Here is a 26,117-nt window from a genome sequence, read left to right as displayed (position 1 = left end):
AAGTTGTGCAATCGTTTGCATAACTGCGGATTTCATGAACGCGCAGACTTCAATTCAGGTAAAAAATACTCAGGATTTTGCCCGAAATGAGATTGTTTCTCTTTCAGATGCTCAGTTAAAATCATTTTTAGGGAAAAATAAAGCGGAAGATTTAAGAATTAAAGACGCTCAGAATAATTATCTGGTCATTCAATGGGTGGATAATGATGGAGATGGAAAAAACGACGAACTTCTTTTCAAAGCTAAAGTAGATGCAAAAAAAACAAATTATTACACCATTGTTGCTGATTCCAAAACGGCGGTTCCGGAAAGTAAAATAACGACGTATTCCAGGCTTGTTCCTGAAAGAGTGGATGATTATACCTGGGAAAATGATAAAATTGCGTTCAGAGTTTACGGCCCGAAAGGTCAGGCTGAAGCTTTGGCCGGAGTAAAGGGAAGCACACTTTCAAGCGGTGTTGATATTTGGTTTAAACGAACAGGAAAATCTGTGATTAACGAATGGTACAAAGGCTATCTGACAGATCCGATGTACTATCACAAAGACACGAGAGGCGAAGGTTACGACCCATATCACGTGGGAGACAGCCGTGGAACAGGCGGAATCGGAATCTGGAAAGATGAAAAACTTCAGGTTTCTAAAAATTTCACAAGTTCTAAAACGATTGCAGAAGGTCCGTTACGAACAATTTTTGAATTGACATATGCACCGTGGAGCGAATTTGGTGTGAAAGAAACGAAAAGAATTTCTCTCGATTTAGGTTCGAATTTTTCTAAGTTTGAATCTACTTTTGAATCTGAAAAGCCTGTCCCGAATTATACAGTCGGAATTACTTTACATAAAAATGAAGGTGAATCTAAACTGAATGATAAAGCCGGATATTATCTGCACTGGGAAAAAATCGATGATGCATACGTGGGCGAAGGAATTGTTGTCAACCCGAAAACCGTTGAAAAATCTGTGGCTCACAAATCTGAAACTCCAGACCAAAGTAATTTGTTGATTGTAACAAAACCGAGTAAAAAACTGACTTATTATGCCGGATTTGCATGGCAGAAAAGCGGACAGATCCAAACTCTGAATGATTGGGAAAATATCTTGCAGAAGCAGGCGAAAATTATTGCTAATCCCTTACTAATTACCGTTAAATAAATTCATATGATAATAAAATCAAAACTTACAATTGCCTTATTTTGTCTGGCGTTTTCAGAAATTTCAGCGCAGACGAAAGATACTTTGGCAGAAAAAATGATGATTTACCAGCTTCCGAACGGAGGTTGGGGAAAACACAACAGCGATAAAAAAAATGTAGATTACACGGCAAAAATAGATTCGAAACTGTTAAAAATCATCAAAGCGAATGACAATGATCTCGCAACCATAGATAACAATGCCACTTCGAGGGAAATCAATGGTTTAATTAAAGCTTATAATAGCACGAAAAATCCTGCGTACCTTAAATCAGCGGAAAAGGGAATTCAATATCTCCTGTCTATGCAGTACGAGAACGGTGGTTTTCCTCAATATTTTCCGAACACCTCAATTTACCGAAAACAAGTCACTTACAACGATAATGCGATGATTAATGTAATGATGGTTCTGTACAATATTTCGGAAGGAAAAGAAGGTTTTGATGCGGTAAATTCTCAGTTGAAAGAAAAGTCGAAAATGGCTTTGCAAAAAGGAATTGCCTGTATTTTAAAAACCCAGGTTGTACAAAAAGGAAAGCTGTCAATCTGGGCAGATCAATACAATGAAGTGACGTTGGTTCCTGAAAAAGCCAGAGCCTTCGAACCCATGTCTTTGGCAAGCGGCGAGTCGGTGAATATTGTCAAATTTTTAATGATGCTGCCTGTAACTCCGGAAATTGAAAAGTCGATAAAATCTGCAATTCAGTGGTTTAAAGAAAGCAAAATAGAGGGTTACACTTATGATGTTTCGAAAGAAAATAATAAGGCGATCCGTACTTTAAGCAAGAAAGAAGGTTCGGTAGTTTGGGCGAGATTTTATGATATTGCAACCAATAAACCTGTTTTTGGCGACCGCGATGGAAGTGTGAAATTCAATTATGAAGAAGTGTCTGAAGAACGCAGAATGGGCTACAGCTGGTACAACGAGTCGGGTACAAAACTGATTGAAAATGAATTTCCTAAATGGATGAAGCGAAATAATATTTCTCAGTAATAAAATAAAGTTCAAAGGTTTCGAAAACCTAAAAGCTTTATCAAACTATAAAATCCTGATGCAAAATACATCAGGATTTTATAGTTTCAAGCCAATTCAAATCTGCTTTATCTGCTCAATCTGCGTGAAATATTTTGTTCCACAGATTTAACAGATTTCCACAGATTTTAGTGCAATTACTTTGTAATTGTTCATTCGTGGGATTAAAATGATTTAATTTCAAATATTGTTAAATGCTTGAAATCAATTTTTGTGTTTAACATTACCCATCATTTATTATTCATATTCCCAAGCCAATCTGCACAGATTTTTTTCCAGTTATCAGTCAGTTCTGTCGTATTGGAAACTCCAATATTATGTTCTCCTTTCGGAAAAATAAATAACGCACCTTTCACTTTATTTTTAATCATCGCTTCATAATACAAAATGCTGTTAATGACGGGAACGGCATTATCATTCTGTGCATGAAACAAAATCGTTGGTGGTGCTTTTTCAGTCACCCGATTCTGCATCGAATATTCTCTAATTTTTTCTACCTGAGCATTTCCTCCTAACAAATTGTCACGGCTTCCTTTGTGTGCAAATTCTCCCAAATCAATCACCGGAGAAATTAGAATTGCGAAGTTTGGTAAAGTGGAATAATTTTTCCATTCACCTTTTAATTCAGTATAATCTGTAGTAATATTACTGACCATTGCCGCTAAATGTCCACCTGCAGAAGTTCCCAAAACTCCAATATGGTCTGGAGAAATTCCATATTGAGAGGCATTTTTTCTTATTAGTTTTATAGCCGCCTGAATATCCTGTAACGGACCAATTTCTCCCTGTTTTAAATCTGGAGAAGTTGGCAAACGGTAATTCAAAACAAAAGCTGAAATTCCTAAAGTATTGAGCCATTTAGCATAAGAATACCCTCCCAAATCGTAGGTCAGATGTTTGTATCCGCCGCCTGGAATAATGATTATTGCCATTGGTTTTCTCTCTTCTTTAGCAGGTAAAAAAGCAAACAATTCAGCTTCCTGAATCTGGGTAATTCTGCCTTCTTTTTCTTCAGTGATCTTTAATTTTAAACCTTTAGAATTGGGCATTTCACCTTTCGGCCAAACCGTAATTTTCTGTTGAGCAGAAATTTGAATTCCAGAAAATAGGATTAAAATTAGAATGAAATTTTTCATTGATTTAACAATTTGGTTGCTTTTGTTTTAGTTAATCGCAGCTGCAATCTTTTTTGATAAAAAATACTGTTGTTAAAACGCAAAAAACTTCTACAGCTCGGTGTGATTTACAGCACTTTAAATTACTCATTACCGATTACTTATTACCAATACTCTCAAGCCAATCTGCACAAAGTTTCTTCCAGTTTTCACTCAACGCATCTTTATCGGTAACAAAAAAACGATGTCCTCCTTTAGGAAAGATAAACATCGCACCTTTCACTTTATTTTTCGTCATTGCTTTGTAATACAAGATGCTGTTCATCGGCGGAACTGCGGTGTCATCCTGATTGTGAAACAAAATTGTGGGTGGTGTTTTTTCAGTCACTCTATTTTGCATCGAATATTCTTTGATTTTTTCTGTCGAAACATTTTCTCCAAGTAAACTTTCACGGCTTCCTTTGTGAGCATATTCGCCAAAATCAATAACCGGACAAAACAGAACGGCAAAGTCAGGAATTGTGGAAATTGTAGTCCAATCACCTTTTAAATTCGTGTAATCTTTGGTAATATTGCTTACGCTAGTTGCCAAATGTCCACCTGCCGAAGTTCCGACAACACCTACTAAATTTGGAGAAATCTTCCATAGCTCAGCATTTTTCCTGATGTATTTAATAGAAGCCTGAATATCCTGTAGTGGAGCAATTTCTCTCTGAATTAGATCGGTCGAAATTGGTAATCTGTAGTTTAAAACAAACGCAGAAATTCCCAAAGTATTCATCCATTTTGCAATCTGAAAAGCCCCTTCATCATACGTCAGTTTCGAATATCCGCCACCGGGAATAATGATGACCGACATCTGTTTTCTTTCTTTTATGGGAGGAAGAAAAGCGAAAAGTTCGGGCTCTTTCAATTTTGCCAATTCTTTTTTCTTCTTTGTTTTTGAAGCTAAAATTTTAGAATTGGGCATTTCACCTTTCGGCCAAAACATCTGTTTTTCTTGAGCTGAAATATGGTTGAAAATGAAAATAAGTAATATCAAAATGCCTTTTCTCATAGGAATTTAAATTATAAATCTCATAGGTTTCGAAAACCTATGAGGTTTGATTTTATAAAATTTAATCTTTCAGAAAATCCTCTCTAAATGGTGTAAAAGCATCAATCAGTTTTCCTGCTTCCAGACATTTCACACCATGAAAAATATTGGGTTGGGCAAAAAAACCGTCACCTTGCTGTAAAATTTTGGTTTCGCCGTCAACGGTTACTTCAAATTTTCCTTCTGCAACGTAAGTAATCTGTGAATGAAAATGCTGATGCAAAGCGCCAATCGCATCTTTTTCAAACTTCACAATAACCATCATCACTTGAGCGTTATAACCGACAAACTGTCTGGAAACACCGCTTCCCAAATCTTCCCATTCTGAATTGCCGTCGAAAAAAGGTTCTTTTTTGAAATTCATTTTATTTGTTTTTTAAATTTTTTCTGCATTCACTTTGTCATGCTGAAAGCATCTAAACGGCAAAAAATAAGTATAGATCCTTTCAGGATGACAAACTAAGCGTTAATTTCTCTGCAGATTTCATAAGATTGAGCAGATAATTTGTAATTAAATCTGTGAAAATCTGTGCAATTCGTGGGAGATTTATTTAATATATTTCTCCAAACCGGTTTTCAGTTTTTTCAAATCTTTAGCCGCCAGTTTTGCAACCGTTTCTGCACCGAGTTTTGATAAATGCGTGTCATCCGCTTTGTCTTTATCGTAATACGGATTTTCACCGGCTTTGAAATACAAATGCAAAAGTTTTGATTTTTCCGGACCTGCTGCAATTTCCATTTGCTCAGTCAGCAACTGCATATCTACGAAAGCAACGTTCATATCATTTGCCACCATTCTTACTACCAAAGGATAATCTGTATGCGTGTCAATTAAAACGCCGTTTTCATTAAAGTTTCTTCTTGTAATGGAAGTCATCAAAATCGGTGTTGCGCCTTTAGCTCTGGTTTCATTCACATATCTTTCCAGATTGGCTCTGTACTGCGTGTGCGGATTGGTAAATTTTGTGGAATCTTTTATTTTTTGGTCGTTATGTCCAAACTGAATAATGACAAAATCACCTTTCTTCAGTTGTTTTTCCACTTTATCCCATCTTCCTTCCGTTCTGAAACTTTTTGAGCTTCTGCCGTTCATCGCATGATTCTGAAGTTCGATATTTGGAGTTAGGAATTGACCTAAAACCTGTCCCCACCCGTGTTCAGGATTTTTTTCGGGATTGTCTTTATTAGACATTGTGGAGTCACCAATCAGGAATAAAGTTGGTTTTTTTTGAGCCAGTGTAAATGTTGATATTACAATGCCTAGAATTAAAAGTATTTTTTTCATTTTTAAATAAATTTTAATTGATATTCTTTTGTTTTAAAAAAAAAGAACCAAAAGTTCAAGACTTGGAAACTTCCGATAAAAATTTAAATTGAATCCTAAAATTTCCAAACTCGTGCAGAACATAATTGTGTTTATTAGCCTAATTTTTGCAGCACTCAAACAGTGGAAATTTCTTAACGGATTAAGTTTTAATTTCACGCTCCATTTTCTTATGTTATTTATATTGTGATAATTACTCATTACTCATTACCAATTACTTATTACTCATACCCGGATTCCAATCTCCGAAGATGTTTTCGATTGTGTATTTTTTTGCTTCTTTTTTTGTCAATTGATGCGACCAGGCTACGCGATTTTCGGTTTTTCCGCCTTCGCCTTTGCTCCCAAATTCTGCGTAATAAGCGGTTTTATCTTTATCCGGAAACATTTTGTCACCTGGCCACGAATTCCAGCCTTCCGGGACGATGTGATTTCCCATTTCGGTATTGATGAAAACTGTTTTTGCGTAAGGCCTCCATGGTCTCCCCAAAAATACTTTGTTGATGCCTTCTTTCGCAATTAATGTACAGTCGAAAAATACATAGCCGAACTCTTTACTCTGGTCTGTTGATGCCGCCGTAATATAAGAATTTGCCAAACTTTTAATGGTACAGTTTTTAAATACAACGGTTGCCGAACCAAAAAGGAAATCTGTCGTTCCTTCGATGTAGCAGTTTTCGTAAAATTGTCTGCTGTGATTTCCGCCTGTGTAAACGGTATCCTGACAACCTAAAATTTTAGAATTCTTGATAATGAAACGGTCACCTTCCACATGAAGCGCAACGGCTTGTCCTTTATTGCACCAGGTATTCTGAATGGTGATACCAGAAATTTTAACATCATCCGACATCACCAAAAGCGTGTACGAATTGAACGTCGTCATTTTTTCGTTCAACACATCAGTTTTACCGGAATAATCATCGTTGGTGATGATGGTATTTTCTTTATTCTCGCCTTGTAAGGTGATTTTATGTTTGGAAGAAGGAATGACGATTTTCTCATGATACATTCCGGATTTTATTTTAACCAAAGCTTCTCTAGGTCCAAAATCTCGAATCGAACTGATTGCTTTTTGTATGGATGTAAATTCCCCGCTTCCGTCCTGTGCAACCGTGATGGTGATGTATGGGTTTTGAGCCAAAATAAAATTAGTTACAGAAATGAGAAGTATTAAAAATAGTTTTTTCATAAAAAATAATTTGATTTTAATGTTCTTTTGTCTTAAAACAAAAGAACCAAAAATTCAAGGCTGGATTTTTCCACTAAAAATTTAAAGTAAATCCTAAAATTCCCAAAACTCGTGCGGATTGAAAATTTCATTTGTTAAGATAATTTTTGCCGCACTCAAACAGTGGGAATTTCTTAACGGCTTTATTTTAAATTTTCTTAACGTTCCAAACTCCTAAGCCGATTTAAGGATGACTTAGCCTAAACCTAAATCTTACTTTAACGTTTTATCTAAAAAATCCACTGTCAGATTCAAAGTTTCTGTGAACCAAGGTTCGGCATACCAAAATGAATGGGGAGTATCTTTTATTTCATGAAATTCTGTGAAAGTTCTGTAGCTTTTCAGTTTCTTCATCATGTCGTCTCTTCCTGCATGGAAACGGGGCTGAGAAGAATTAATGAATAGAGTAGGTGGCGTTTTTTCATCTACGAGTTCTAATGGTGAAGCAGCCGTCCAGTTTTTTAAATTGACGTCTCTGTCGCCGTTTAACCAATAAGCAGCATATGTGCTTTCCTCTGCTTCGGGATGAATAAAGGAAACAATTCCGTCGATATTTACAATTGCCTTTATTTTTCCTTTAGATTTCACGCCAACCAAAGTTGCAATCTGCGCACCTGCTGATTCTCCTAAAACTGCTATTTTCTTAGTATTTAAAGAATACTTTTTTCTATTTTCCTTTAAAAATTCAATGGCAGAATTTACATCGTCGATTGCTGCCGGAAATTTTGCCACGTCGCTTAAACGGTAACCGACGGCAATAGCTACATAACCTTTTGAAGCCAATTCCTGAGCCATATATTTTTCGTTTTCCTTACTTCCTGAAATCCAGCCGCCACCGTGAACCAATGCAATTCCGGGATGTTTTTTTGATTTGTCGAGAGGATAATAAATGTCTGCTTTCAACGATAATCCGTTGATCTTGTCGTACTCTACATCTTTATCGATTCCAATATTTTTGGGAAAAGGTCTGTTCAACGGAGTGATGATCGGATATTTCTTTTTTAATTTTTCAAACGTTGCTTCGATCGTGTAAGGAGAAGCATTCGGCTTTGTCTGACCGAATGCTGTTGCTCCTACAAAAAAAACAAAAAGAAAATATAGTTTGTAAAAACTCATTTTTAAATTAATTTTTTAACCGCAAAAGTCACAAAAGATTTTCGCAATTTTTTAAGTTTAGACTTTGAAAATATTGAGTTCAAAAAAGCTGACGTTTTAATTTTAACTGCAAATTTTTGACACATTAGAAACCTTTAAGTTTTGCTGCTTTGAAAAAATTTAGATCTCATAAGTTGAAAAATTAAAATTTTTCTTTGGTGCTTGAATTTTGAAATAACAATTGTCATTTCATAGATAGGATTTTATCCTATCCTTTAGAAAACCGTCCTTTCAGGACTTTAAATACCGAACCTAGAATTTCTTCATGTCTCGTATCTCGTATCTCAAACCCGCATCACGAATCTCAAACCTCAAACTTTAAATCTCAAATCATTTAACAGCATTCTTCGCAATCTCTTTTGAGATGCTCAGTTGCTCGCCTTTTACATCTTTTGGAAGCTTTACCGCAGTGGTTTTTGCTCCCAAAACTTTGATGGTCGGTTTTTGATTTTCCAGCTGAAGTGTGTTAAGGTCGATATTTTTACTGTTAAAAATAGTTGTTCCAGTTCCTTCAGTGTATTTTAATTTTACATTTTTAAGCTGAATTCCGTCTGCGTCTACAATGGTTAAACCTTTTTTAGTTTCAAACTGAGAATCTTCAATAACGATATTTTTAAGATTCATTTCTGCCAAACCGAAAAGAGTAATGGCTTCATCAGAATTGGTCGCAGTGATGTTTTTAAAATAGATATTTCTGAAAACCGGAGTTTCTTCAGTCACAGGATACGTCTTTTCCGGAGCTTTATTTCCTTCCATTTTTTGTCCGTCTTCCAAAACTGGCGAAGAACCTTCGTAGAACATATTGAAACCAATCGTCTGCGTCGGAATGTTGATCATATCAATATTTTTGATGTAAATATTTTCAACAACACCACCTCTTCCACGAGTCGTTTTGAAACGGAGACCGATGTCTGTTCCAATAAAAGTACAATCTGAAACGTGCATATTTCTCGCACCGCCACTCATTTCGCTTCCGATAACGAAACCACCGTGACCATGATACACCATATTGTTTTTGATGATTACATTTTCAGTTGGCATCCCTCTTTTTCGTCCGTCAAGATCTTTTCCTGATTTAATACAGATGGCATCGTCACCAACGTCAAATGTGTTGTCGTAAATCAATACATTTTTGCAGGATTCCAAATCTAAGCCGTCACCGTTTTGTGAGTACCAAGGATTTCTAACCGTAAGATTTTTTATGATCAAATTGGAAGTCATCAATGGATGTAAATTCCACGCCGGTGAATTCTGGAACGTTGGTCCATCCAATAAAACCTGATCGCAACCAACGATGCTCACCATCACCGGACGAAGGAAATCTTTTACAGATTCCAGTTCAGATTTGCCGATTTTATCCGGAACGTTGAAGTTGGTGCTGGCTTCGAATCCTTTTTTATAACTTTCGGATGGGAACCATGTTTTTCCATCTTTCGATAAAATTCCTCCTGACGCAATGAATTTTTTCCATTCAACTTCAGAAAGCTTCGATTTTTTAACGGCTCTCCAAGCGTCACCGCTTCCGTCGATTACTCCTTTTCCTGTAATCGCAATATTTTTAGCATTTCTTGCCGAGATAGGTGACTGACAACGGATCGTATTCAATCCCTCAAAACTCACATCAACCAAAGGATAATCGCTTTTATCTGTGCTAAAAATTATCATGGCACCGTCTTCTACATGAAGATTGATATTGCTTTTTAACTCAATCGGTCCTGTAAGCCAAAGACCTCTTGGAACAACCAGTTTACCGCCACCTTTTTTTACCAAAGCGTCGATTGCTTTTCTGAAAGCTTCTGTATTTTTTACACTTCCGCCTGCAACACCGCCAAAATCTTTGATGGAAACTGTGTTGGCTGCAAAAGAAGTTTCAGTCACTTTCGGCATTTTAAACTCTATTCCTTTGTAAATATCAGTATTTTGAGCGTAGATCTGTCCCGAAAACATCATCGCTGCGACAAGACCTAGTATTTTTATTGACTTCTTCATTATATATATTCTTATTTATTTTCTGTTAAATTTTTTTCTCCCACGGATCACACAGCTTTTCGCAGATGATTGTGCAAAATTTTAAATAAACTTCATGTGATCTGTGAAAATCTGTGGGTAATATTTAATTTTTTGTTACCCTAAAATATTCAAAATCTGCGTAGCCACCGCGATTTGCTTTCTGTGTGCTAACAGAATATAATCCGACTTTAGCACCAATCCATTTTCCTGGTTTTGCCTGGAATGGTTCGCCTGCTTTGATGAAGTTTTTGCCGTTTTCGCTGTAACTGAATGTGCAAATTCCGTTCGGCTCGTTGACGTTTACTTTAAAATAGACTTCGTTTGACTTTAATTTGGTTTCAAATAAAACCTTTTCCTCACCACCTTTTTCGGCCTTTTCCGCTTTTCTTAACTGAACATAAAATCCGTCAGTTTTATTAGTGATCACAATTGATGCGTGATCCATTCCCATTACTAAAAGTCCGGCAGTTTTTCCTTCTTTGGCATCTTCCGGAGTTAATTTAACTTTAGTGGAAACAGCAAAAGTTGGAGCAGGGAATTTTTGAGTTAGAAGATTCGGAACATTCCAAAGGTTTTTATCATTTTCTGCCATTTTCATCGAGAATAATCTCAGAAATTTTTGTCCGGGAAGTTTTGAAGACCAAACAATATTTTCGTTGGCACTCCATTGCCATTGCAAACCTAATTTTTCACCATCAAACTCATCCGTTTCTGGCGGAGTAACGACTGGATATGTTTTTCCAACGTTAGGTTTTTTATACGTTAAAACCGGTTCACCAATTCCATTTTTATCGTTATCAATTCCCATTACAGGCCAGTCTTTTTCCCATTTCATCGGTTGCAGATGCACGATTCTTCCGCCTGCATCAACATCCTGAAAATGGTAAAACCAATCTTCACCTGAAGGTGTATCTACCCAAGCTCCCTGATGTGGGCCGTTTATTTTAGTTTTTCCCTGTTCGAGGACAATTTTCTCTTCGTAAGGACCGTAAATATTTTTAGATCTTAAAACCAATTGCCAACCTGTAGCAACACCTCCCGCGGGAGCGAAAACATAGTAATAGCCGTTTCTTTTGTACATTTTCGGACCTTCAATTGTTGGATGAGCATCGTGACCGTCGAAAATATGTACCCCTTTATCTAAAACTTTTGTTCCTTCAGGATTCATTTTATTGATGGAAAGCAAACTTTTTACTCCGGCGCGGCTTCCTGCCCAACCGTGAACTAAATACGCCTGTCCATCCTCATCCCAGAACGGACAGGAATCAATTAAACCTTTTCCTTCCATCACCAAAACTGGCTCGTCCCATTTTCCGAGTGGATCTTTGGTTTTTACCATGTAAATTCCATAATCCGGATCGCCCCAATAAATATAGAATTCTCCTTTATGAAAACGTATTGATGGCGCCCAAACTGCATCGCCTCTTCTTGGAACTGAGAAATGTTCCTTTGGTAAAACATCTTGAATTGCATAATTCACAAGGTTCCAGTTGACCATATCTTTTGAATGAAGAATGGGTAATCCAGGAGCTTCATTGAAACTTGAAGCGGTCATGTAGTAATTTTCTCCAACGCGAATGGCATCAGGATCGGAATAATCTGCGTACAAAATCGGGTTTTTGTAATTTTTTCCCTGATCGGCAGTCCAGACTTCTGAAACGTAGGACTTTTCCTGTGCATTCAAAAAATTGCAAGCAATAGAAAATACCGTGATGGAAAGTATATTTAAAATTTTGTTTGTCATAACATCAGATTTTTAATCTGGTTTAGTTTTAATCGCAATGAGCGCAAGGATTTTGTTTAATCTCTTTCTGCATATTTTCCGTTCGCAAAGGCGCTCTGCTCAGCAAAGGCTTGATGTTTTAAACTTAGTTTTTTTCAAACCATTAAGAAGTATAAGTTTTTTTAAGCTGAGCTTTGCTTTAAGCTGCATTCTTGATAAAATCTTTGATTTTTTAACCTTGAAAAAACTTAAGCTTTTAATTCACTTAATGGTTCAAATTTCTATTTTTCAAACTCCAAACTTGCCAAAATAAATGGTCCCGTTCCTTTTCCGTCATTGGAACGGATTTCTTCGTTTACGTAATATTCGTAAGAACCGTCTCTGTAAGGTTTTCCACCTAAACCGGCAACAGCACAACATTTATTTAAATTCACCACGCCGTTTTCATCAATTGTAATTAAATTTTTGATGATTCCGTCGTAGCCTTTTTTTGCTGCAGTTTTGTAAGATTTTGGTAAGTAACCCTTGTTCACGGATTTAATCATTGTGTACACAAACATCGCTGAAGCTGTTGCTTCTTCGTAGTTACCATTGGTTAAAGGCTTGTCTAAAACCTGATACCAAAGTCCGGAATTTTTATCCTGAACTTTAATGATAGCATCAGAATACGATTTGATGTAAGAAATAATTCTTGCTCTTCCCGGATGATCTTTTGGTAAATAATCCAAAACATCAACCATTGCCATTCCGTACCAACCCATGGCTCTTCCCCAGAAATTAGGTGAAAGTCCGGTTTCTTTATTTGCCCATGCTTCTTTTTTGCTTTCATCCCAAGCGTGATAAAGCAAACCAGTTTTTTTATCTAAAAGATTTTTCTGAACCGAATCAAATTGCATTACAATATCGTCATACGCTTTTGTTGCCTCTGCACCTTTTACGAAATCTTTTGTGTAATGCGTATAGAAAGGCATTCCCATGTACAATCCGTCTAACCAAACCTGGTTAGGATAGATTTTTTTGTGCCAAAAGGAACCTTCATTGGTTCTGGGCTGTCCGTCAATTTGTAAACGCAGTGTTTGAAGCGCTTTCAGGTATTTTTCTTTTTTCTCTTTTTCGTAAAGATAAAGCAATACATTTCCGCTGTTCAACATATCGATGTTGTACTTGTCCAGATCGTACGTTGCGATGGTGCCGTCTTCTTTAATTAAATCTTCACCGAAACCTTTAATGTAATCGTAATATTCTTTTTTGCCGGTTTTATTATATAATTGCTCAGCACCCTCCAAAACGATCGCAGAAGGATAGGTCCATTTTGGGCTTTTACTGAAATCGAGCATCCAAGCTTTCGGGAAACGCTGCATTTCTGAAAGCATCATTCTCTCAGACCATTTCAGGTTCGTAGGAACTACTTTTCCTGATTGCGAAGCTGCATGCACTGGCTTTGATGCAACAGCATTTTTTGTCTGAGCACAGGCCATGAACATTCCTGAACCGATGGTTGCGAGAGCAAGTATTTTTATTTTATGGTTGATGAAATTCATATTTTATATTTTAAAGTTGATTGTTCTGATCTAAAGTTTCCAGTTTTTTATCTAAATCTCTATAAAATTCTTCTTCTGTTTTTAAACCGTTTGGCTCTTGCGACCAGGCTCCCAGAAAGTAATACGAAACATTTTTATTCTTTTTGAAAACCACAACGTGCGTTGATTTTGTTTTTACAATTTTATCTAAATTTTCGGTAGAGTAGAAGATCGCCATCCCAAGATTATCTTCGTTTTTGGCTAAAGTCTGCGTTCCGTACGTTGCAATATAAGCCCATTTTTTGCTTTTACTGACCGCCTCTTTCATGGGAATATCTTTGAAAGCGACAATTCCTGTACACAAACCGGAAATTGTTTCATTTAAACTTAAATCAACCTTTACAAAACGGTCTCTGTTAAAAATTGTCAGTTTAGATTGAAGGTCAACTGCTTTTCCCCATGTCTTCCAGCCTTTATAATTGATAATTGCGAAAGATTTGTCGTTTTCATTAACGACTTTTGCCGTTGTAGTTTTTACGGTTTTAAAGGTTTCCACAAAATCATTCTGATCATCGTATCTTCCGTAAGAACCGATTCCGATGGTACGGCCGGATTTCAAAATATCCTGCCCCCAAAGTGCATCGTGATGATAGGTTTCAAAACCGTCCTGTCCGACTTCCGGTAAAACCAAAGTGCTGACTTTTTTGCCGAAAATATCTGTAGCATTTCTCCAGTCCAGATATAGTCTGTAAGCAATCTGATTATTTTCTAAACCAATTCCTTCGTATCTGATATAGAAAGAATGATCAGTATGCTCAGCCGGAAGCTGTAATTCGTTCACGTTTTTGAAAGTTCCGCCGATGTATTCATTTCCCTGCCATTTTCCGCCGTCTTTTATTGAAAGTTCTGCGTATGAAAAAGGTGTTTTAGGATTTTTACGGATTTTTTCGATCACGTTTTTCTGTGCGGAAAACGATCCGGCTGCGAAAACAGCGCCCGCTAGAATAATTTTGAATACATTTGATCTGAATTTTTCTGACATAATACTTTCGTTTTAGATACCCGTTTACTCAAAAAGTTCATTGAGTTTCTACTGTTTTTCGGTTATTGTTTTCACAAGGTCGTTTATGTAAACCTCGATATTGTCATAATTTTTATCTAAATCTCTTCCGTTTGGGTTTGCTTTTTTAGGATCTAGATTGTTTTTAATTTCCCATTCATCAGGCATTCCGTCGTTGTCTGAATCAGCTGGAACTTTTCCCATTTTTAATTCCGGAAATCCACCGACATCTTTTTGGGAATCGATGATTCCGTTTTTGCTTCCAAGAGAACCTTCGTATGTGAAAGTTCCGTTTTTAGCATCTTTTAAAATCCTTAAATCAACAGCATCTCTTACGAAACTCGCTCCTCCGATCTGCAATATTTTTTCATACGCCTCTTTTGGAGAATCCGTTTTTACATTATTCTGAATATCGTGTGGCTGATTGATTTTGATAGAATTTTTATCGGCTTCGGTCAGGTTGTAAGACTTTTTCATCTGACTGAAAACTCCTTTTTCCCAATTGTCTGCCGTTACTTCAGGATTTCCTTCAGAAAAGTTTCCGCTGATGTAATATTTACCCCAAAGATTGTACACTTCGGTTTCTGGCTTCTCGTTTTTATCGATGGCAACAATTCTTGTCCTGTTTAAACTTGCCGGACCGGGTTTAAAATAGTTGTTCACGATATTCACGTTCATCGCTTCTCCACCATATATATTGTTGTGTCCCCAATTGTAAATGACGTTATTTCTAAAATCTGTCAAATCGGTTAACGCAAATTTACTTCCGGCATATTCTCCCAATCTCGGATTTCTGCTGTCGTGATTGGCATATAAATTATGATGAAAAGATGCGAATCTTCCGCCTGCAATTCCGCCATAGCCATGAGCTCCCTTTTGATGGGTTGAATTTCTTAAGCTTTCTGAAATCAGACACCACTGCAGCGTAGTGTTTTCGTTAGCATAAATAGAAACCGTCTCATCGGTAGACCAGCTCATCGAACAGTGATCGACGATTAAATTTTTAATAAATCTTGCACCTAAAGCATCACCTTCAAATTTTTTCTGATCTCCCATTCTGAATCTCATGTAACGGATAATCACATTATCAGCCGCAATGAATGTTTCATAGTTGGCAACTGTAATTCCGTCTCCGGGAGCGGTTTGTCCGGCAATAGTGACGTTACCTTCTTTAATTTTTAATGGAGATTCCAAATAAATCGTTCCGGCTGTTTTAAAAACAATATATCTTGCTCCTTTCTGGTTTAAAGCATATCTCAAAGTGCCTTCCGAACCGTCATCTGCCAATTTGGTTACCAATAAAACTTTACCACCTCTTCCACCAGTTGTAAATCTTCCAAAACCTTCTGCTCCTGGAAAACTGATTGTTTTTCCTGAAATTACGGTTTCGTTTTCACCTGAAACTTTAGACTGAGCTGTGCAGTTTTGCAGGGTGAAAATTCCGAGTGTTGAAAGGGCAAGGAAAGTATTTTTCATAATCTTTCGGTTTGGTTTTGCCTTATTGTAAAGCTTTTTTGAAATTCCAGTTATCTTTTCCGGAAAGAATATTTTCAGCAGTATATTTTTTACTTTGTTCTTTAGTCAATTGATGCGACCATGAAACTCTTTTTGATATATCAGCTCCAACTCCTTTAGAATTGTATTCTGCATAAAAAGTAGTCTTCTCAGCATCAGGTTTAGACCAATTGTGCCAACCTTCTTTTTTAATAATGGAATCGATTGCACAATTTATATAAACAGTCTTTGCAAAAGGTCTCCAAGGTCTTCCCAAATACACAGAATTAGCATCTGCATTGCCTGTTAAATTACAGTTAATAAATACGTACCCATATTCATTACCTTCAATTGTTGAAGCCGCTGTGACGTAAGAGGCATTTTTCTTAGAGTAAATGGTACAGTTTTCAAAAACAGCAGTTCCGGCTCCGAAAATGTAATCGGTTGTACCTTCGATGTAGCAATTTTTGAAATAATTTCTCGAAATTTTAGTTTTATCTAAAGAATCCTGCACTCCTTTTGTGTAAAGCGTATCCTGGAATCCTAAGAATTTACAGTTTTCGAAAGCAATTCTGTCGCCTGTCGTTAGAACGGCAACTGCTTGTCCGACCGGACCGGCATCGTTTTGAAAAGTGATATTTTTAGCTGAAAAATCATCAGAAAAGATAAAAAAAGATGATGAACCTGTTGTTCCTATATTTTTACCTTCAGAATTTATTTTTGAAGCATAATCACCGTAAACTAAAATCGTGTTTTCGGGATTTCCTCCGATTAAAATGATCGGGCTTTTTGTTTCAGCAATACTAATCTTTTCTCTGTAAATTCCTGGTTTTACAATAATTTTTGTTCTTCCTGTTTTTCCATCTTCAACGGCATCAATTGCCTGTTGAATCGTCATGAAATTTCCTTTTCCGTCTTTCGAAACGATGATGGTTTTATCATCATTAATTTTGAAAGAAAGAAGGCTGATTATGACTGCTGAAAAAATTAGTAAAGACCTGATGGTATTTTGTAAACCTGAAATCTGCATATCGCCGAATTTTTCTTTGAAGAAAAGTACAGACTTTCTCCCAAAAGGAGTAAGTCTGTACTGAAAATTAATCAATATAAATGTATATCTTACTAATACCCATAATCTTGGGTAAGATTGTAGTTGGAATTAATTACATCTAATGCAATCGGGAGTAATTCTTTCTTGTTAGGCTGGAAATAATAGGCATAACTTTTAATAGGATCTCCACTGATGTAAGGCTGGGTCAACGCCAATCTCCAGTTTACTTTTGTGTAACCTGAAGGTGTAGCCACTGATTGATTCGGACTATAAAAAACGTCTGCTTTAGCAACTCCAGTAGCAGTATAAAAATCGATGTCTGTAACGTTTTGCTGTGCTGTTTTTGTTGGCACGTAAGTTGGCTTTTTATAGAAAATATATTCCGGAACATTGGCGTAAGCTCCTGTACCATTCATGAATTGGGTAAGCTTGGCTCTTGTTTCATTGATTTTAGTTTCTAATAAATTCCAACGAATAAGATCATATTTTCTTAAACCTTCTCCACCAAACTCCAATTGTCTTTCTTTAACAATATAATTAAAAAATCCTGTTTTGTCTGTAGGGATTGTTCCAACTTGAGCTAAATTTCCTGCGTAAGCTCTCTGTCTTACCGATAAAACTGCATTTATTGCTTGTGCGGAAGGTGCGCTGTTAAGCTGGTTGTCTGCTTCTGCAAACATCAATAAGATATCAGAATATCTTAACATTGGCCAGTCGATCCCAAGATTCTGAGAAGTTCCTGTGATAGACGTCCAGGATTTTCTGAATTTACCGTCATTCCAGTTGATTGATGTCTGTAATTCTTCTTGCTTAGAAGTACTAACTCTATAGATGGCAATATTAACATCTCTTCTCAAGTCGTATTTTGTAAATTCATAAAAATAAACAGGAATTGCATTGATACCACCTGAAGATTTCCAATCGGTATCATCATGTCTTAATCCGTTGTAGTAACCAATTTTACTGTCGGTTTTAGAATTTCCTCCGAAAGCTCCGATTGCATAAATCACTTCGTTTGTAGCGTCCTGACTATTCGTATGTAAAGATCTGAACATTCCTTCATAGCTAGGATTTAGAGCGTGCTGACCAGAATTGATGATGTCTTTACATTCATCATATGCAATCTGATAATATTTCTGAGGATTAGATCCCTGCATCATTAGCTGTGGGTTTCTTCTCAAAGAATATCCTCCTCTTGCAAGGGCAATTCTGGCTCTTAAACCTTTTACAGCACCTTTTGAGATTCTCTGTGCTGTAGTTCCGCCTTCTGATCTCCAGGGAACTAAGCCTTCTGCTCTCAATAAATCGTCTAAAAGCTTATCGTAAATTACATCTCTGTCTGTTTTAGCTAGATAAACAGACGGAAGATCTGCTGAAGGTACATCCTGAAAAGGCACATCGCCCCAGTTTTTAATCAGATCATGATAAAACATAGCTCTCAACGTCAATGCTTCACCTAAATATCTGTCCATTAATTTTTTATCGGCTGCAGAACCTGTTTGATATACAGGAGAAATAGGGATGTTTTTAATCACCAAATTCGCTCTTTCAATACCGGCATACGTATCTAAGAAAGGTCTTAAAAGTTCTGTGTTGGTGGGAATAGCTCCAAAACAGCTTACCCCTCTTCTGTCATTCGCATTGTAATCACCGGAAGTTCTTAAATCGTCTCCTGATTGAGTAAGGATGAGATTCATTCTTTGTCCGTAGGTATTATCACCCATGCTGCTGTTGTAAACACCTACCAATGCTGAGAAAGTATCTGAAGCAGAATCAAATTGCTGTGCTTCTGCTGTATTTGATAAACTTTCTACATCAAGATAATCATCGCAAGAAGACAAAGTTATTGTTCCTGTAACAGCAAAAAGAATTGTTAAAAATTTATTTTTTTTCATAATATTAGAATTAAAAAGTGATGTCAACTCCGGATAAGATAAATCTGCTTCTTGGGTAAGCTGCATAATCTACACCGGGCGTTAAAGGGTTTCTTCTTGTATTTGCTTCAGGATCGTATCCTGAATAACCAGTGACAGTAAAGACATTATTCATTGTAAAGTACAGCCTGAAGTTTGAAAGACCAATTTGCTTTGTAAATTCTTTTCCAAGAGAATAACCAAGCGTTACGTTGTTCAGTCTTAAGAAAGAACCGTCTTCAATACCGTAAGAATGCAGGAAATAAGCTCCCGCAGGTGGAGTCCATCCTGTAGTATTGGCATTTAATGCAGCCAATTGAACAGGATCATTAACCTTCTCACCTGCATCATTAAACCATCTGAATCTGTCGGCAACTTCTGCAAGCATATTGTTGTCTTTATAAAGATATTGGGTAGAATATTCTAGCTTATTGGCGTTATAAACCTTGTTTCCGACAGAGAAATTGAACATTAAGCTCATATCCCAGTTTTTATAACGGAAAGTTTGGTTGAAACCTCCATAGAATTTAGGTTGAGCATTTCCCAAATCGGTCATGTCATCATTATTGATCACACCATCACCATTCAAATCCTGAAGCTTAAGATCTCCCGGCTGCACAGGTCTTGCTCCGTTTGCTGCAGCGGCAGAACTCGCAATACCTGCTTTAAGTGTATAAGCTTGTGTAGCCGCATTATAATCGAAATCACTTACTTCGTATCTTCCTGCAGTCACATATCCCCAGTAAGTTCCTACAGGTTTTCCTACCTGAACCAGGAAGTCATTAAGGTTATTTTGCCATCCTGAAGGAAATAAGTAGTAATTCGAACTTACTGATGCATTGTTTCCTAAACTTTTTATGGTGTTTCTGTTAGAAGAAATATTGGCATCAATTTTCCAGGTGAAATTTTCCTTGTTGATGATAGAACTTCCAATAGAGAATTCTATCCCTTTATTCGTTGTGCTGCCAGAATTTTGGAATTGATATTCATACCCGGAAGTCTGTGGGATTCTTGCTAAAAGCAGCAGATCTTTTGTATCTGTCTGGTATACATCTAAAGTACCGTAAACTTTACCTTTAAATAACCCAAAATCTAATCCTAAGTTTTTAGAAGCTGCAGATTCCCACTTTACATTTTTGTTTGCTAAAATATTTCCCGTAGTCGCTCCGGGTGTTACATTCGTTCCAAATGCATAACCGTAATCAGATGATGTTGTGAAAAAAGTATCATATAAGAATGCTCCGATCCTGTTATTCCCAGATAAACCATATCCTGCACGAAGCTTTAATTCACTAATAGTTTGACTGTCTTTTAAGAAATTTTCTTCAGCAATTTTCCACGCTACTGAAGCTGCCGGAAAATATCCCCATCTGTTTCCTGGTCCGAAGACACTTGAGCCATCTGTTCTCATTGATGCGGTAACAATATATTTATTTTTGAAAATATAATTGGCTCTTCCAAAGAATGAAGCTAACCTGTCGGGTATTCTTCCTGCTTTTGGCGCATCTTGTACCTGACCAGATGGAGGAGAAGCGGCCTGAATATTGGCAAATGCTTCCTGAGCATTGATGGATTTTGGAAACCATTTAATATTCATTGTTAAAGATTCTCCATCGGTTTTTACCATTTCCTGACCCAACAATAAATCTACTTTATGATTGCCAAATGTTCTTCTGAAATTTAAGGTATTGGTATTTGTGATTCTTCTTGTTTGAGCCTGGCTAAGAAAAACCACGGGCTGGTCATTATTCTGTCTTGCAAGAGTAGTTACGAATCCCGAAAACTGATTAACAGACTCGTCTCTTTGAACATATCCTATTACAGTTCTGAAAGTAAAATACTTACTGATTTTATAATCTAAAGCCGCATTAAGTAAAAGGTCATTTCTTCCATTTTCCTTAATCTCATTATTAGCCAGTAAAATAGGATTTACCAAGTTGGTTTGATCTGCAAATAAAGGGTCAAACTCATCAACGTTTACCGTAGAACCACCTTCAAAAGGCTGATATCTTACAGCATTTCTAAGACGGTTTGTACTTTGAGATCCTGTAGAAGATGTTCCTGCTCCGAAAATAGTTTGTCTGCTGTATCTTGCATTTAGAGACATGGTTAATTTTTTAGAAATATCGTAATCATATTTAAAATTGGCCATATTCCTTTTGAAGCCGGAACCAATCATGATTCCCCCTTCATCAACATTGTTTAAAGATAAAGAGAAAGAAGAATTATCAGATCCTCCTGTTACGGCAAGATTGTGAGTAAAATTAAAGGCTTCTCTGCCAAAAACTTCATCCTGCCAATCTCTTGTTTCTACGTCTTTATATTTGCTTAATTGATCGTAAGTTCCGTATCTTGCTTTAAAAGCATCAATATCTGTTTGTACCCCTGCTTTATTGTACAATTCGTATTGATAAAGAACATACTCATAAGGGTTTAATACGTCGATCTTATTCTGCAGCTTTCTTACACCTAAAAACCCGTTATAGTTTATGGATGTTTTAGATTTTTTTCGTCCGCCTTTAGTTGTAATCAGAACAACACCATTTGCTCCTCTTGCTCCGTAAATATTGGTAGAAGAAGCATCTTTCAAAACTTCTATAGATTCTATCTCTTTTGGTGATAATATAGAAAGAGCATTATCCATCTGTATTCCGTCTACAATATATAGAGGAGCATTACTTCCTGTAATTGATGTACCACCTCGTACAACGATATCAACTTCTGCTCCGGGTGAACCTTCACTAAGTGCAACTTTTACCCCGGCCATTCTTCCCTGAATAGCTTCAGCTGCGTTTGTCGAGGGCATATCCTTTATTGCATCTGCTTTTACAGAAGATACAGAATTCGTAACATCTTTTTTAGAAACTTTAGTATATCCTACCAAAACGACTTCGTCAATTTTGGTTTCTTTATCTTTTTCCTGAGCCATAGCCAGTACAGGAAGAAGAAAGACAGTTAAATATAACCACTTTATTGATTGTACTTTTTTATCCATTAATATATCCTTATATAGTTTAATTGGGCTTTGAGAAGCCATTTAGCTTCCCTTTTTCTTTTGGATTTTTAAGTATTCTGTTTTTAGTGATATTTCAAATTCATTACGCGAACTCAGTGTGCAATCGATTGCGTAATTTTTTACAATAAAATATCTTGGCTTCTAAACTAATATTATTTTTTATTACACAAAGAAAAAAATATTATTTTTTTATTAATTTGATCGATTTGTTTGTTAACAATAGCAAAACGTTCTGATTTTAATGTTGTTTAATTGTCTAATAATCAGATTTTTGTGTCTAATTGTATTTGTTTTAAATATTAATTAAAAAGTTTATGATTTTCTATAATCCTACCAATAATAACTTCTGAATCACCTGAATTTTTCGAATTTTTATGAAAATAAATTCCCGTTTTTTATTGTTAGCAACTGTTTTTTTAAAATTAAAGTGATTTTTATCAGTTTTTTTACCATCAAATTTTGAATATTTTATAGATAGTAAGAAATTGGGTGAATTTAACATTTTATATTTTACATGTTTATATTATTCTTATCTATAATGCATTTAATACTATCTTAATGAAATTATTGGCACGATTTTTATTTTTCATGGCTGTTACTCTATTATTTCGTTAAAAAAAACATTAGTTTTCAATACCAAATCAGCAATTTACAATTTATTTTTAATTTTTATTTACTTGATTATCAGTTTTTTGTAAATTAAAATTAATTTTTTCTAAACTGATTACATATAATTTATATATTTAACCACAAGTATTTCTGTATTTTTTTAGTGTAATTTAATGCAATCGATTACGCAATGTTTAACAGGTTTCAAAAAACCATAATTTAAGATTAAAATCTAGAGTATGACAAAATCAGAATTTCGTTACGCCCATCATCCGGAAGATGTAAAAAAATATACAACTGAAGACCTGAGAAGGGAGTTTTTGATGAATGATTTATTTAATGAAGATCAGATCAATGTAGTATATTCTATGTACGACAGAATGATTGTTGGTGGTGCAAGGCCCGTAAAAAGTGCGTTGAAACTTGAACCGACAAACGATCTTAAAGCAGAAAATTTCTTAGACAGAAGAGAATTGGGAATCATCAACGTAGGTGCTGTCGGAAAGGTGACTGTTGATGGCAAAGTTTTCGAACTGGGAAATAAAGAAGCTTTATATATCGGAAAAGGCGCAAAAGACGTAGTTTTTGAAAACGGAAATGAAGGTCAGACTTTATTTTATTTCAATTCCGCGCCGGCTCATCATTCTTATCCAACTAAGAAAATCACTAAGAACGAAGCTGAAGTTGTAGAATTAGGCGAAACGAAATACGCCAACAGAAGAACAATCAATAAACTGATTGTAAACAGCGTATTGGAAACTTGCCAATTACAAATGGGAATGACCGAGTTGCACGAAGGAAGCGTTTGGAACACCATGCCTTCTCACACGCACAGCAGAAGAATGGAAGCGTATTTCTATTTTGATCTGGAAGAAGGTCAGGCGGTAAGTCACTTCTTGGGACAGCCGAATGAAACCCGTCATATTTTTATGAAAAACAATGAAGCAGTCTTGTCTCCGGAATGGTCGATCCACTCAGGAGTTGGTACTTCCAACTACACCTTTATCTGGGGAATGGCAGGAGAAAATATGGATTATGGCGACATGGATGCCGTTAAAACTAACGAACTAAAGTAATTTTCCCACATGAATTTATTCGATTTATCCGGTAAAGTGGCCGTTGTTACAGGCGGAACTCACGGATTAGGAATGGCAATGGCAGAAGGTCTTGCCTCTGCAGGTGCTGAACTGGCAATCACCAGTACAACGCCTTCAAAACTAGATGAAGCTTTAGACTATTATCACAGCAAAGGATACAGTGCAACAGGTTATCTTTTTGATGTGACAGACGAGCTGGAAGCCGCTCAGAAAGTAGCTTTAATGCTTGCAACCCATGGGAAAATAGATATCTTGGTCAACAATGCAGGAATCATCAAACGTGTTCCGGCTTTAGAGATGGAGGTGGCAGACTTTAGAAAAGTAATCGATGTAGATCTTACCGGTCCTTTCATCATGTCTCAGTTGGTTGGGAAACACATGATCAAAAGAAAATCCGGTAAAATCATTAATATTTGCTCAATGATGAGTGAGTTGGGTCGCGACAACGTTGTAGCCTACGCTTCAGCAAAAGGAGGACTTAAAATGCTTACTAAAAATTTAGCAACAGAATGGGCAAAACACAATATTCAGGTAAATGGAATCGGTCCAGGATATTTTGCAACAGCTCAGACAGAACCAATCAGAGTTGACGGAAATCCGTTTAACGAATTTATCATCAGCAGAACTCCGGAAGGGAGATGGGGAAATCCTGAAGACCTTGCAGGAACGGCTATTTTCCTAGCTTCAGACGCAAGTAAGTTCATCAACGGACAGATTATTTATGTTGATGGAGGGATTTTGGCGACCATAGGAAAACCTTCAAACGAGTAACACCAGAACTTTACAGAAATGAAATCTTTTATTACAGATAACTTTTTATTACAAAATAAATACGCGGAAGAATTGTACTTCAATTTTGCCGAAAAACAACCTGTTATTGATTATCACAATCACTTAATTCCCAAAGATATTGCCGAAAACACAGTTTTCGAAAATATCTCAAAGGTATGGATTGCCGGTGACCACTACAAATGGAGAGCGATGCGTACGATGGGCGTGAACGAAAAATTCATTACCGGAGATGCTTCAGACAAAGAAAAATTCGAAGCTTGGGCAAAAACTGTTCCTTACACTTTGAGAAATCCTTTGTACCACTGGACGCATTTAGAATTGAAGCGTTATTTCGGAATCGACGAATTGTTGAACGAAAAAAACGCATCAGATATTTACGACAACATCACAGCACAGCTTCAGACTCCTGAAAAGTCGACCAGAGGTTTGCTGAAAATGATGAACGTAGAATCTTTGTGCACAACAGAAGATCCGATTGATCCTTTAAATTATCACCAGGATTTGGCAAAAAGTGATTTCGATATTAAAGTAACGACAGCTTTCCGTCCGGATAAAGCGATTTTAATAGAAAACCACAACTTCGCAGATTATATTTCTAAATTAGGCGAATCGGCTGGAATTGAAATTAATTCTTACCAGACTTTGTGTGATGCTTTAACGAAAAGAGTAGAGTATTTCCATGAAAACGGATGCAGACTTTGCGACCACGGATTGAACAATATTTCTTTCGAAGAAGCTTCGGAAGCGGAAGTAAGCGCAATTTTCAATGATAAAATTTCAGGAAAAGTTATTGCCGAAAAGCAAGTTAACCAGTTTAAAACTGCGATTTTATTATTTTTAGGCGAAACATACCATAAATTTGGCTGGGTTCAGCAGTTCCACTTGGGAGCATTGAGAAACAACAACGAAAGAATGCACAGAATTTTAGGTCCTGATACGGGTTGGGATTCTATCGGTGACTTCGTACAGGCTGAAACTTTGTCTAAATTGTTAAATGCGTTAGACGGAAAAGATAAATTGACGAAAACGATTTTATACAACTTAAATCCTGCTGACAACGAAATTTTCGCAACAATGATAGGGAATTTCAACGACGGAAGCATCAAAGGAAAAGTACAGTTCGGTTCAGGATGGTGGTTTTTAGACCAGAAAGATGGAATGATCAAGCAGATGAATGCCCTTTCAAACATGGGATTAATCAGCTGTTTCGTTGGAATGTTGACCGATTCAAGAAGTTTCTTATCTTTCCCGAGACACGAATATTTCAGAAGAGTTCTGTGTAATTTATTCGGTGAAGAAATGAAAAAAGGCGAATTGCCGGACGATATGGAACATGTAGGAAAAATTATTTCCGATATCAGTTATCACAATGCTAAAAATTATTTCGATTTTTAAATTTAAATAGTATTAAATCTCACGTAGATTGAACAAATTTTGCAGAGTTTAATTGATCTGCGTTATCAGCTAAATCTGCAAGAGATTCAAAATATTTTTAAACCATTAAGGAGAATTAAGAAGTTAAGTTTTATTAAGGTAAAATCACAGATTTTAATATAGCGAAACCCTTAAAGCAAAGCTCAACTTAATTTTTCTAAACTTCTTAAATAAATCTTAATGGTTCAAAAATCTTAAATAATAGAGATTAGTTAAAGTTTCGGCTTATTTGATCTTTTATTTTTAACATATTTAA

The 26,117-nt window shown here is 36.3% G+C and carries 19 protein-coding genes; 5 read left to right on the top strand and 14 right to left on the bottom strand.

The features are described from left to right. The first annotated feature begins 34 nt into the window (after nucleotides 1-34). Nucleotides 35-1,153, top strand: a complete 1,119-nt coding sequence (locus tag ACOOWA_RS14735) for a DUF4861 family protein (protein ID WP_421376323.1) — start codon at nucleotides 35-37, stop codon at nucleotides 1,151-1,153. A gap of 6 nt (nucleotides 1,154-1,159) precedes the next feature. Beyond that, on the top strand, nucleotides 1,160-2,185 hold the full coding sequence (gene pelA, locus ACOOWA_RS14730; RefSeq protein ID WP_421376321.1) for a pectate lyase: 1,026 nt from the start codon (nucleotides 1,160-1,162) through the stop codon (nucleotides 2,183-2,185). Between the two features lie 269 nt (nucleotides 2,186-2,454). Here the strand turns inward: pelA and ACOOWA_RS14725 are convergent, their stop codons facing one another. From ACOOWA_RS14725 to ACOOWA_RS14660, 14 genes are all read right to left on the bottom strand, one after another. Further along, nucleotides 2,455-3,360, bottom strand: a complete 906-nt coding sequence (locus ACOOWA_RS14725) for an alpha/beta hydrolase (protein WP_421376319.1) — start codon at nucleotides 3,358-3,360, stop codon at nucleotides 2,455-2,457. 136 nt (nucleotides 3,361-3,496) lie between these two features. After that, complete coding sequence (locus tag ACOOWA_RS14720; protein WP_421376317.1) at nucleotides 3,497-4,396, bottom strand: alpha/beta hydrolase; 900 nt, start codon at nucleotides 4,394-4,396, stop codon at nucleotides 3,497-3,499. A gap of 61 nt (nucleotides 4,397-4,457) precedes the next feature. Further along, nucleotides 4,458-4,799: a cupin domain-containing protein gene (locus tag ACOOWA_RS14715; RefSeq protein WP_421376315.1), complete on the bottom strand. Its 342-nt coding sequence runs from the start codon at nucleotides 4,797-4,799 to the stop codon at nucleotides 4,458-4,460. A gap of 183 nt (nucleotides 4,800-4,982) precedes the next feature. After that, nucleotides 4,983-5,720, bottom strand: a complete 738-nt coding sequence (locus ACOOWA_RS14710; protein ID WP_421376313.1) for a rhamnogalacturonan acetylesterase — start codon at nucleotides 5,718-5,720, stop codon at nucleotides 4,983-4,985. A gap of 253 nt (nucleotides 5,721-5,973) precedes the next feature. Further along, on the bottom strand, nucleotides 5,974-6,948 hold the full coding sequence (locus ACOOWA_RS14705; RefSeq protein ID WP_421376311.1) for a pectinesterase family protein: 975 nt from the start codon (nucleotides 6,946-6,948) through the stop codon (nucleotides 5,974-5,976). Nucleotides 6,949-7,200: 252 nt separating this feature from the next. Beyond that, on the bottom strand, nucleotides 7,201-8,103 hold the full coding sequence (locus ACOOWA_RS14700) for an alpha/beta hydrolase (protein WP_421376309.1): 903 nt from the start codon (nucleotides 8,101-8,103) through the stop codon (nucleotides 7,201-7,203). 369 nt (nucleotides 8,104-8,472) lie between these two features. Further along, on the bottom strand, nucleotides 8,473-10,131 hold the full coding sequence (locus tag ACOOWA_RS14695) for a glycoside hydrolase family 28 protein (RefSeq protein WP_421376307.1): 1,659 nt from the start codon (nucleotides 10,129-10,131) through the stop codon (nucleotides 8,473-8,475). Between the two features lie 124 nt (nucleotides 10,132-10,255). Beyond that, the gene (locus ACOOWA_RS14690) at nucleotides 10,256-11,896 is read right to left on the bottom strand and encodes a glycoside hydrolase 43 family protein (protein ID WP_421376305.1); all 1,641 of its coding nucleotides are present in this window, start codon (nucleotides 11,894-11,896) and stop codon (nucleotides 10,256-10,258) included. Between the two features lie 260 nt (nucleotides 11,897-12,156). Next, nucleotides 12,157-13,416 (bottom strand): glycoside hydrolase family 88/105 protein, encoded by a 1,260-nt coding sequence (locus tag ACOOWA_RS14685; protein ID WP_421376304.1) that lies wholly within the window; start codon nucleotides 13,414-13,416, stop codon nucleotides 12,157-12,159. Nucleotides 13,417-13,426: 10 nt separating this feature from the next. After that, a complete protein-coding gene (locus ACOOWA_RS14680; protein ID WP_421376302.1) occupies nucleotides 13,427-14,437 on the bottom strand; it encodes a DUF4861 family protein in 1,011 nt (336 codons plus the stop codon). Nucleotides 14,438-14,485: 48 nt separating this feature from the next. Then, nucleotides 14,486-15,931: a pectate lyase family protein gene (locus tag ACOOWA_RS14675; RefSeq protein ID WP_421376300.1), complete on the bottom strand. Its 1,446-nt coding sequence runs from the start codon at nucleotides 15,929-15,931 to the stop codon at nucleotides 14,486-14,488. Nucleotides 15,932-15,953: 22 nt separating this feature from the next. Then, nucleotides 15,954-17,054, bottom strand: coding sequence for a pectinesterase family protein (locus tag ACOOWA_RS14670; RefSeq protein WP_421376298.1), 1,101 nt, complete (start codon nucleotides 17,052-17,054; stop codon nucleotides 15,954-15,956). Between the two features lie 17 nt (nucleotides 17,055-17,071). Then, nucleotides 17,072-18,895, bottom strand: coding sequence for a RagB/SusD family nutrient uptake outer membrane protein (locus tag ACOOWA_RS14665; RefSeq protein WP_421376296.1), 1,824 nt, complete (start codon nucleotides 18,893-18,895; stop codon nucleotides 17,072-17,074). Nucleotides 18,896-18,905: 10 nt separating this feature from the next. Then, entirely contained in the window at nucleotides 18,906-21,908 is a 3,003-nt protein-coding gene (locus ACOOWA_RS14660; RefSeq protein WP_421376294.1) for a SusC/RagA family TonB-linked outer membrane protein, read from the bottom strand. An 869-nt stretch (nucleotides 21,909-22,777) separates the two neighbouring features. On the opposite strand from ACOOWA_RS14660, the gene kduI reads away from it, so the two are divergent. The 3 genes from kduI to uxaC are packed head-to-tail and all read left to right on the top strand — an operon-like array spanning nucleotide 22,778 to nucleotide 25,822. After that, entirely contained in the window at nucleotides 22,778-23,614 is an 837-nt protein-coding gene (kduI, locus tag ACOOWA_RS14655) for a 5-dehydro-4-deoxy-D-glucuronate isomerase (RefSeq protein WP_421376292.1), read from the top strand. 9 nt (nucleotides 23,615-23,623) lie between these two features. Further along, a complete protein-coding gene (locus tag ACOOWA_RS14650) occupies nucleotides 23,624-24,406 on the top strand; it encodes a gluconate 5-dehydrogenase (protein ID WP_421376291.1) in 783 nt (260 codons plus the stop codon). 18 nt (nucleotides 24,407-24,424) lie between these two features. Beyond that, entirely contained in the window at nucleotides 24,425-25,822 is a 1,398-nt protein-coding gene (uxaC, locus tag ACOOWA_RS14645; protein ID WP_421376290.1) for a glucuronate isomerase, read from the top strand. Nucleotides 25,823-26,117 lie beyond the last annotated feature (295 nt).

This window comes from Chryseobacterium sp. GP-SGM7 (assembly GCF_049166575.1).
Taxonomy (GTDB): Bacteria; Bacteroidota; Bacteroidia; order Flavobacteriales; family Weeksellaceae; genus Chryseobacterium.
Note: the sequence above shows the minus strand (reverse complement) of the source record. Positions and strands in the feature narration are given on the sequence as shown.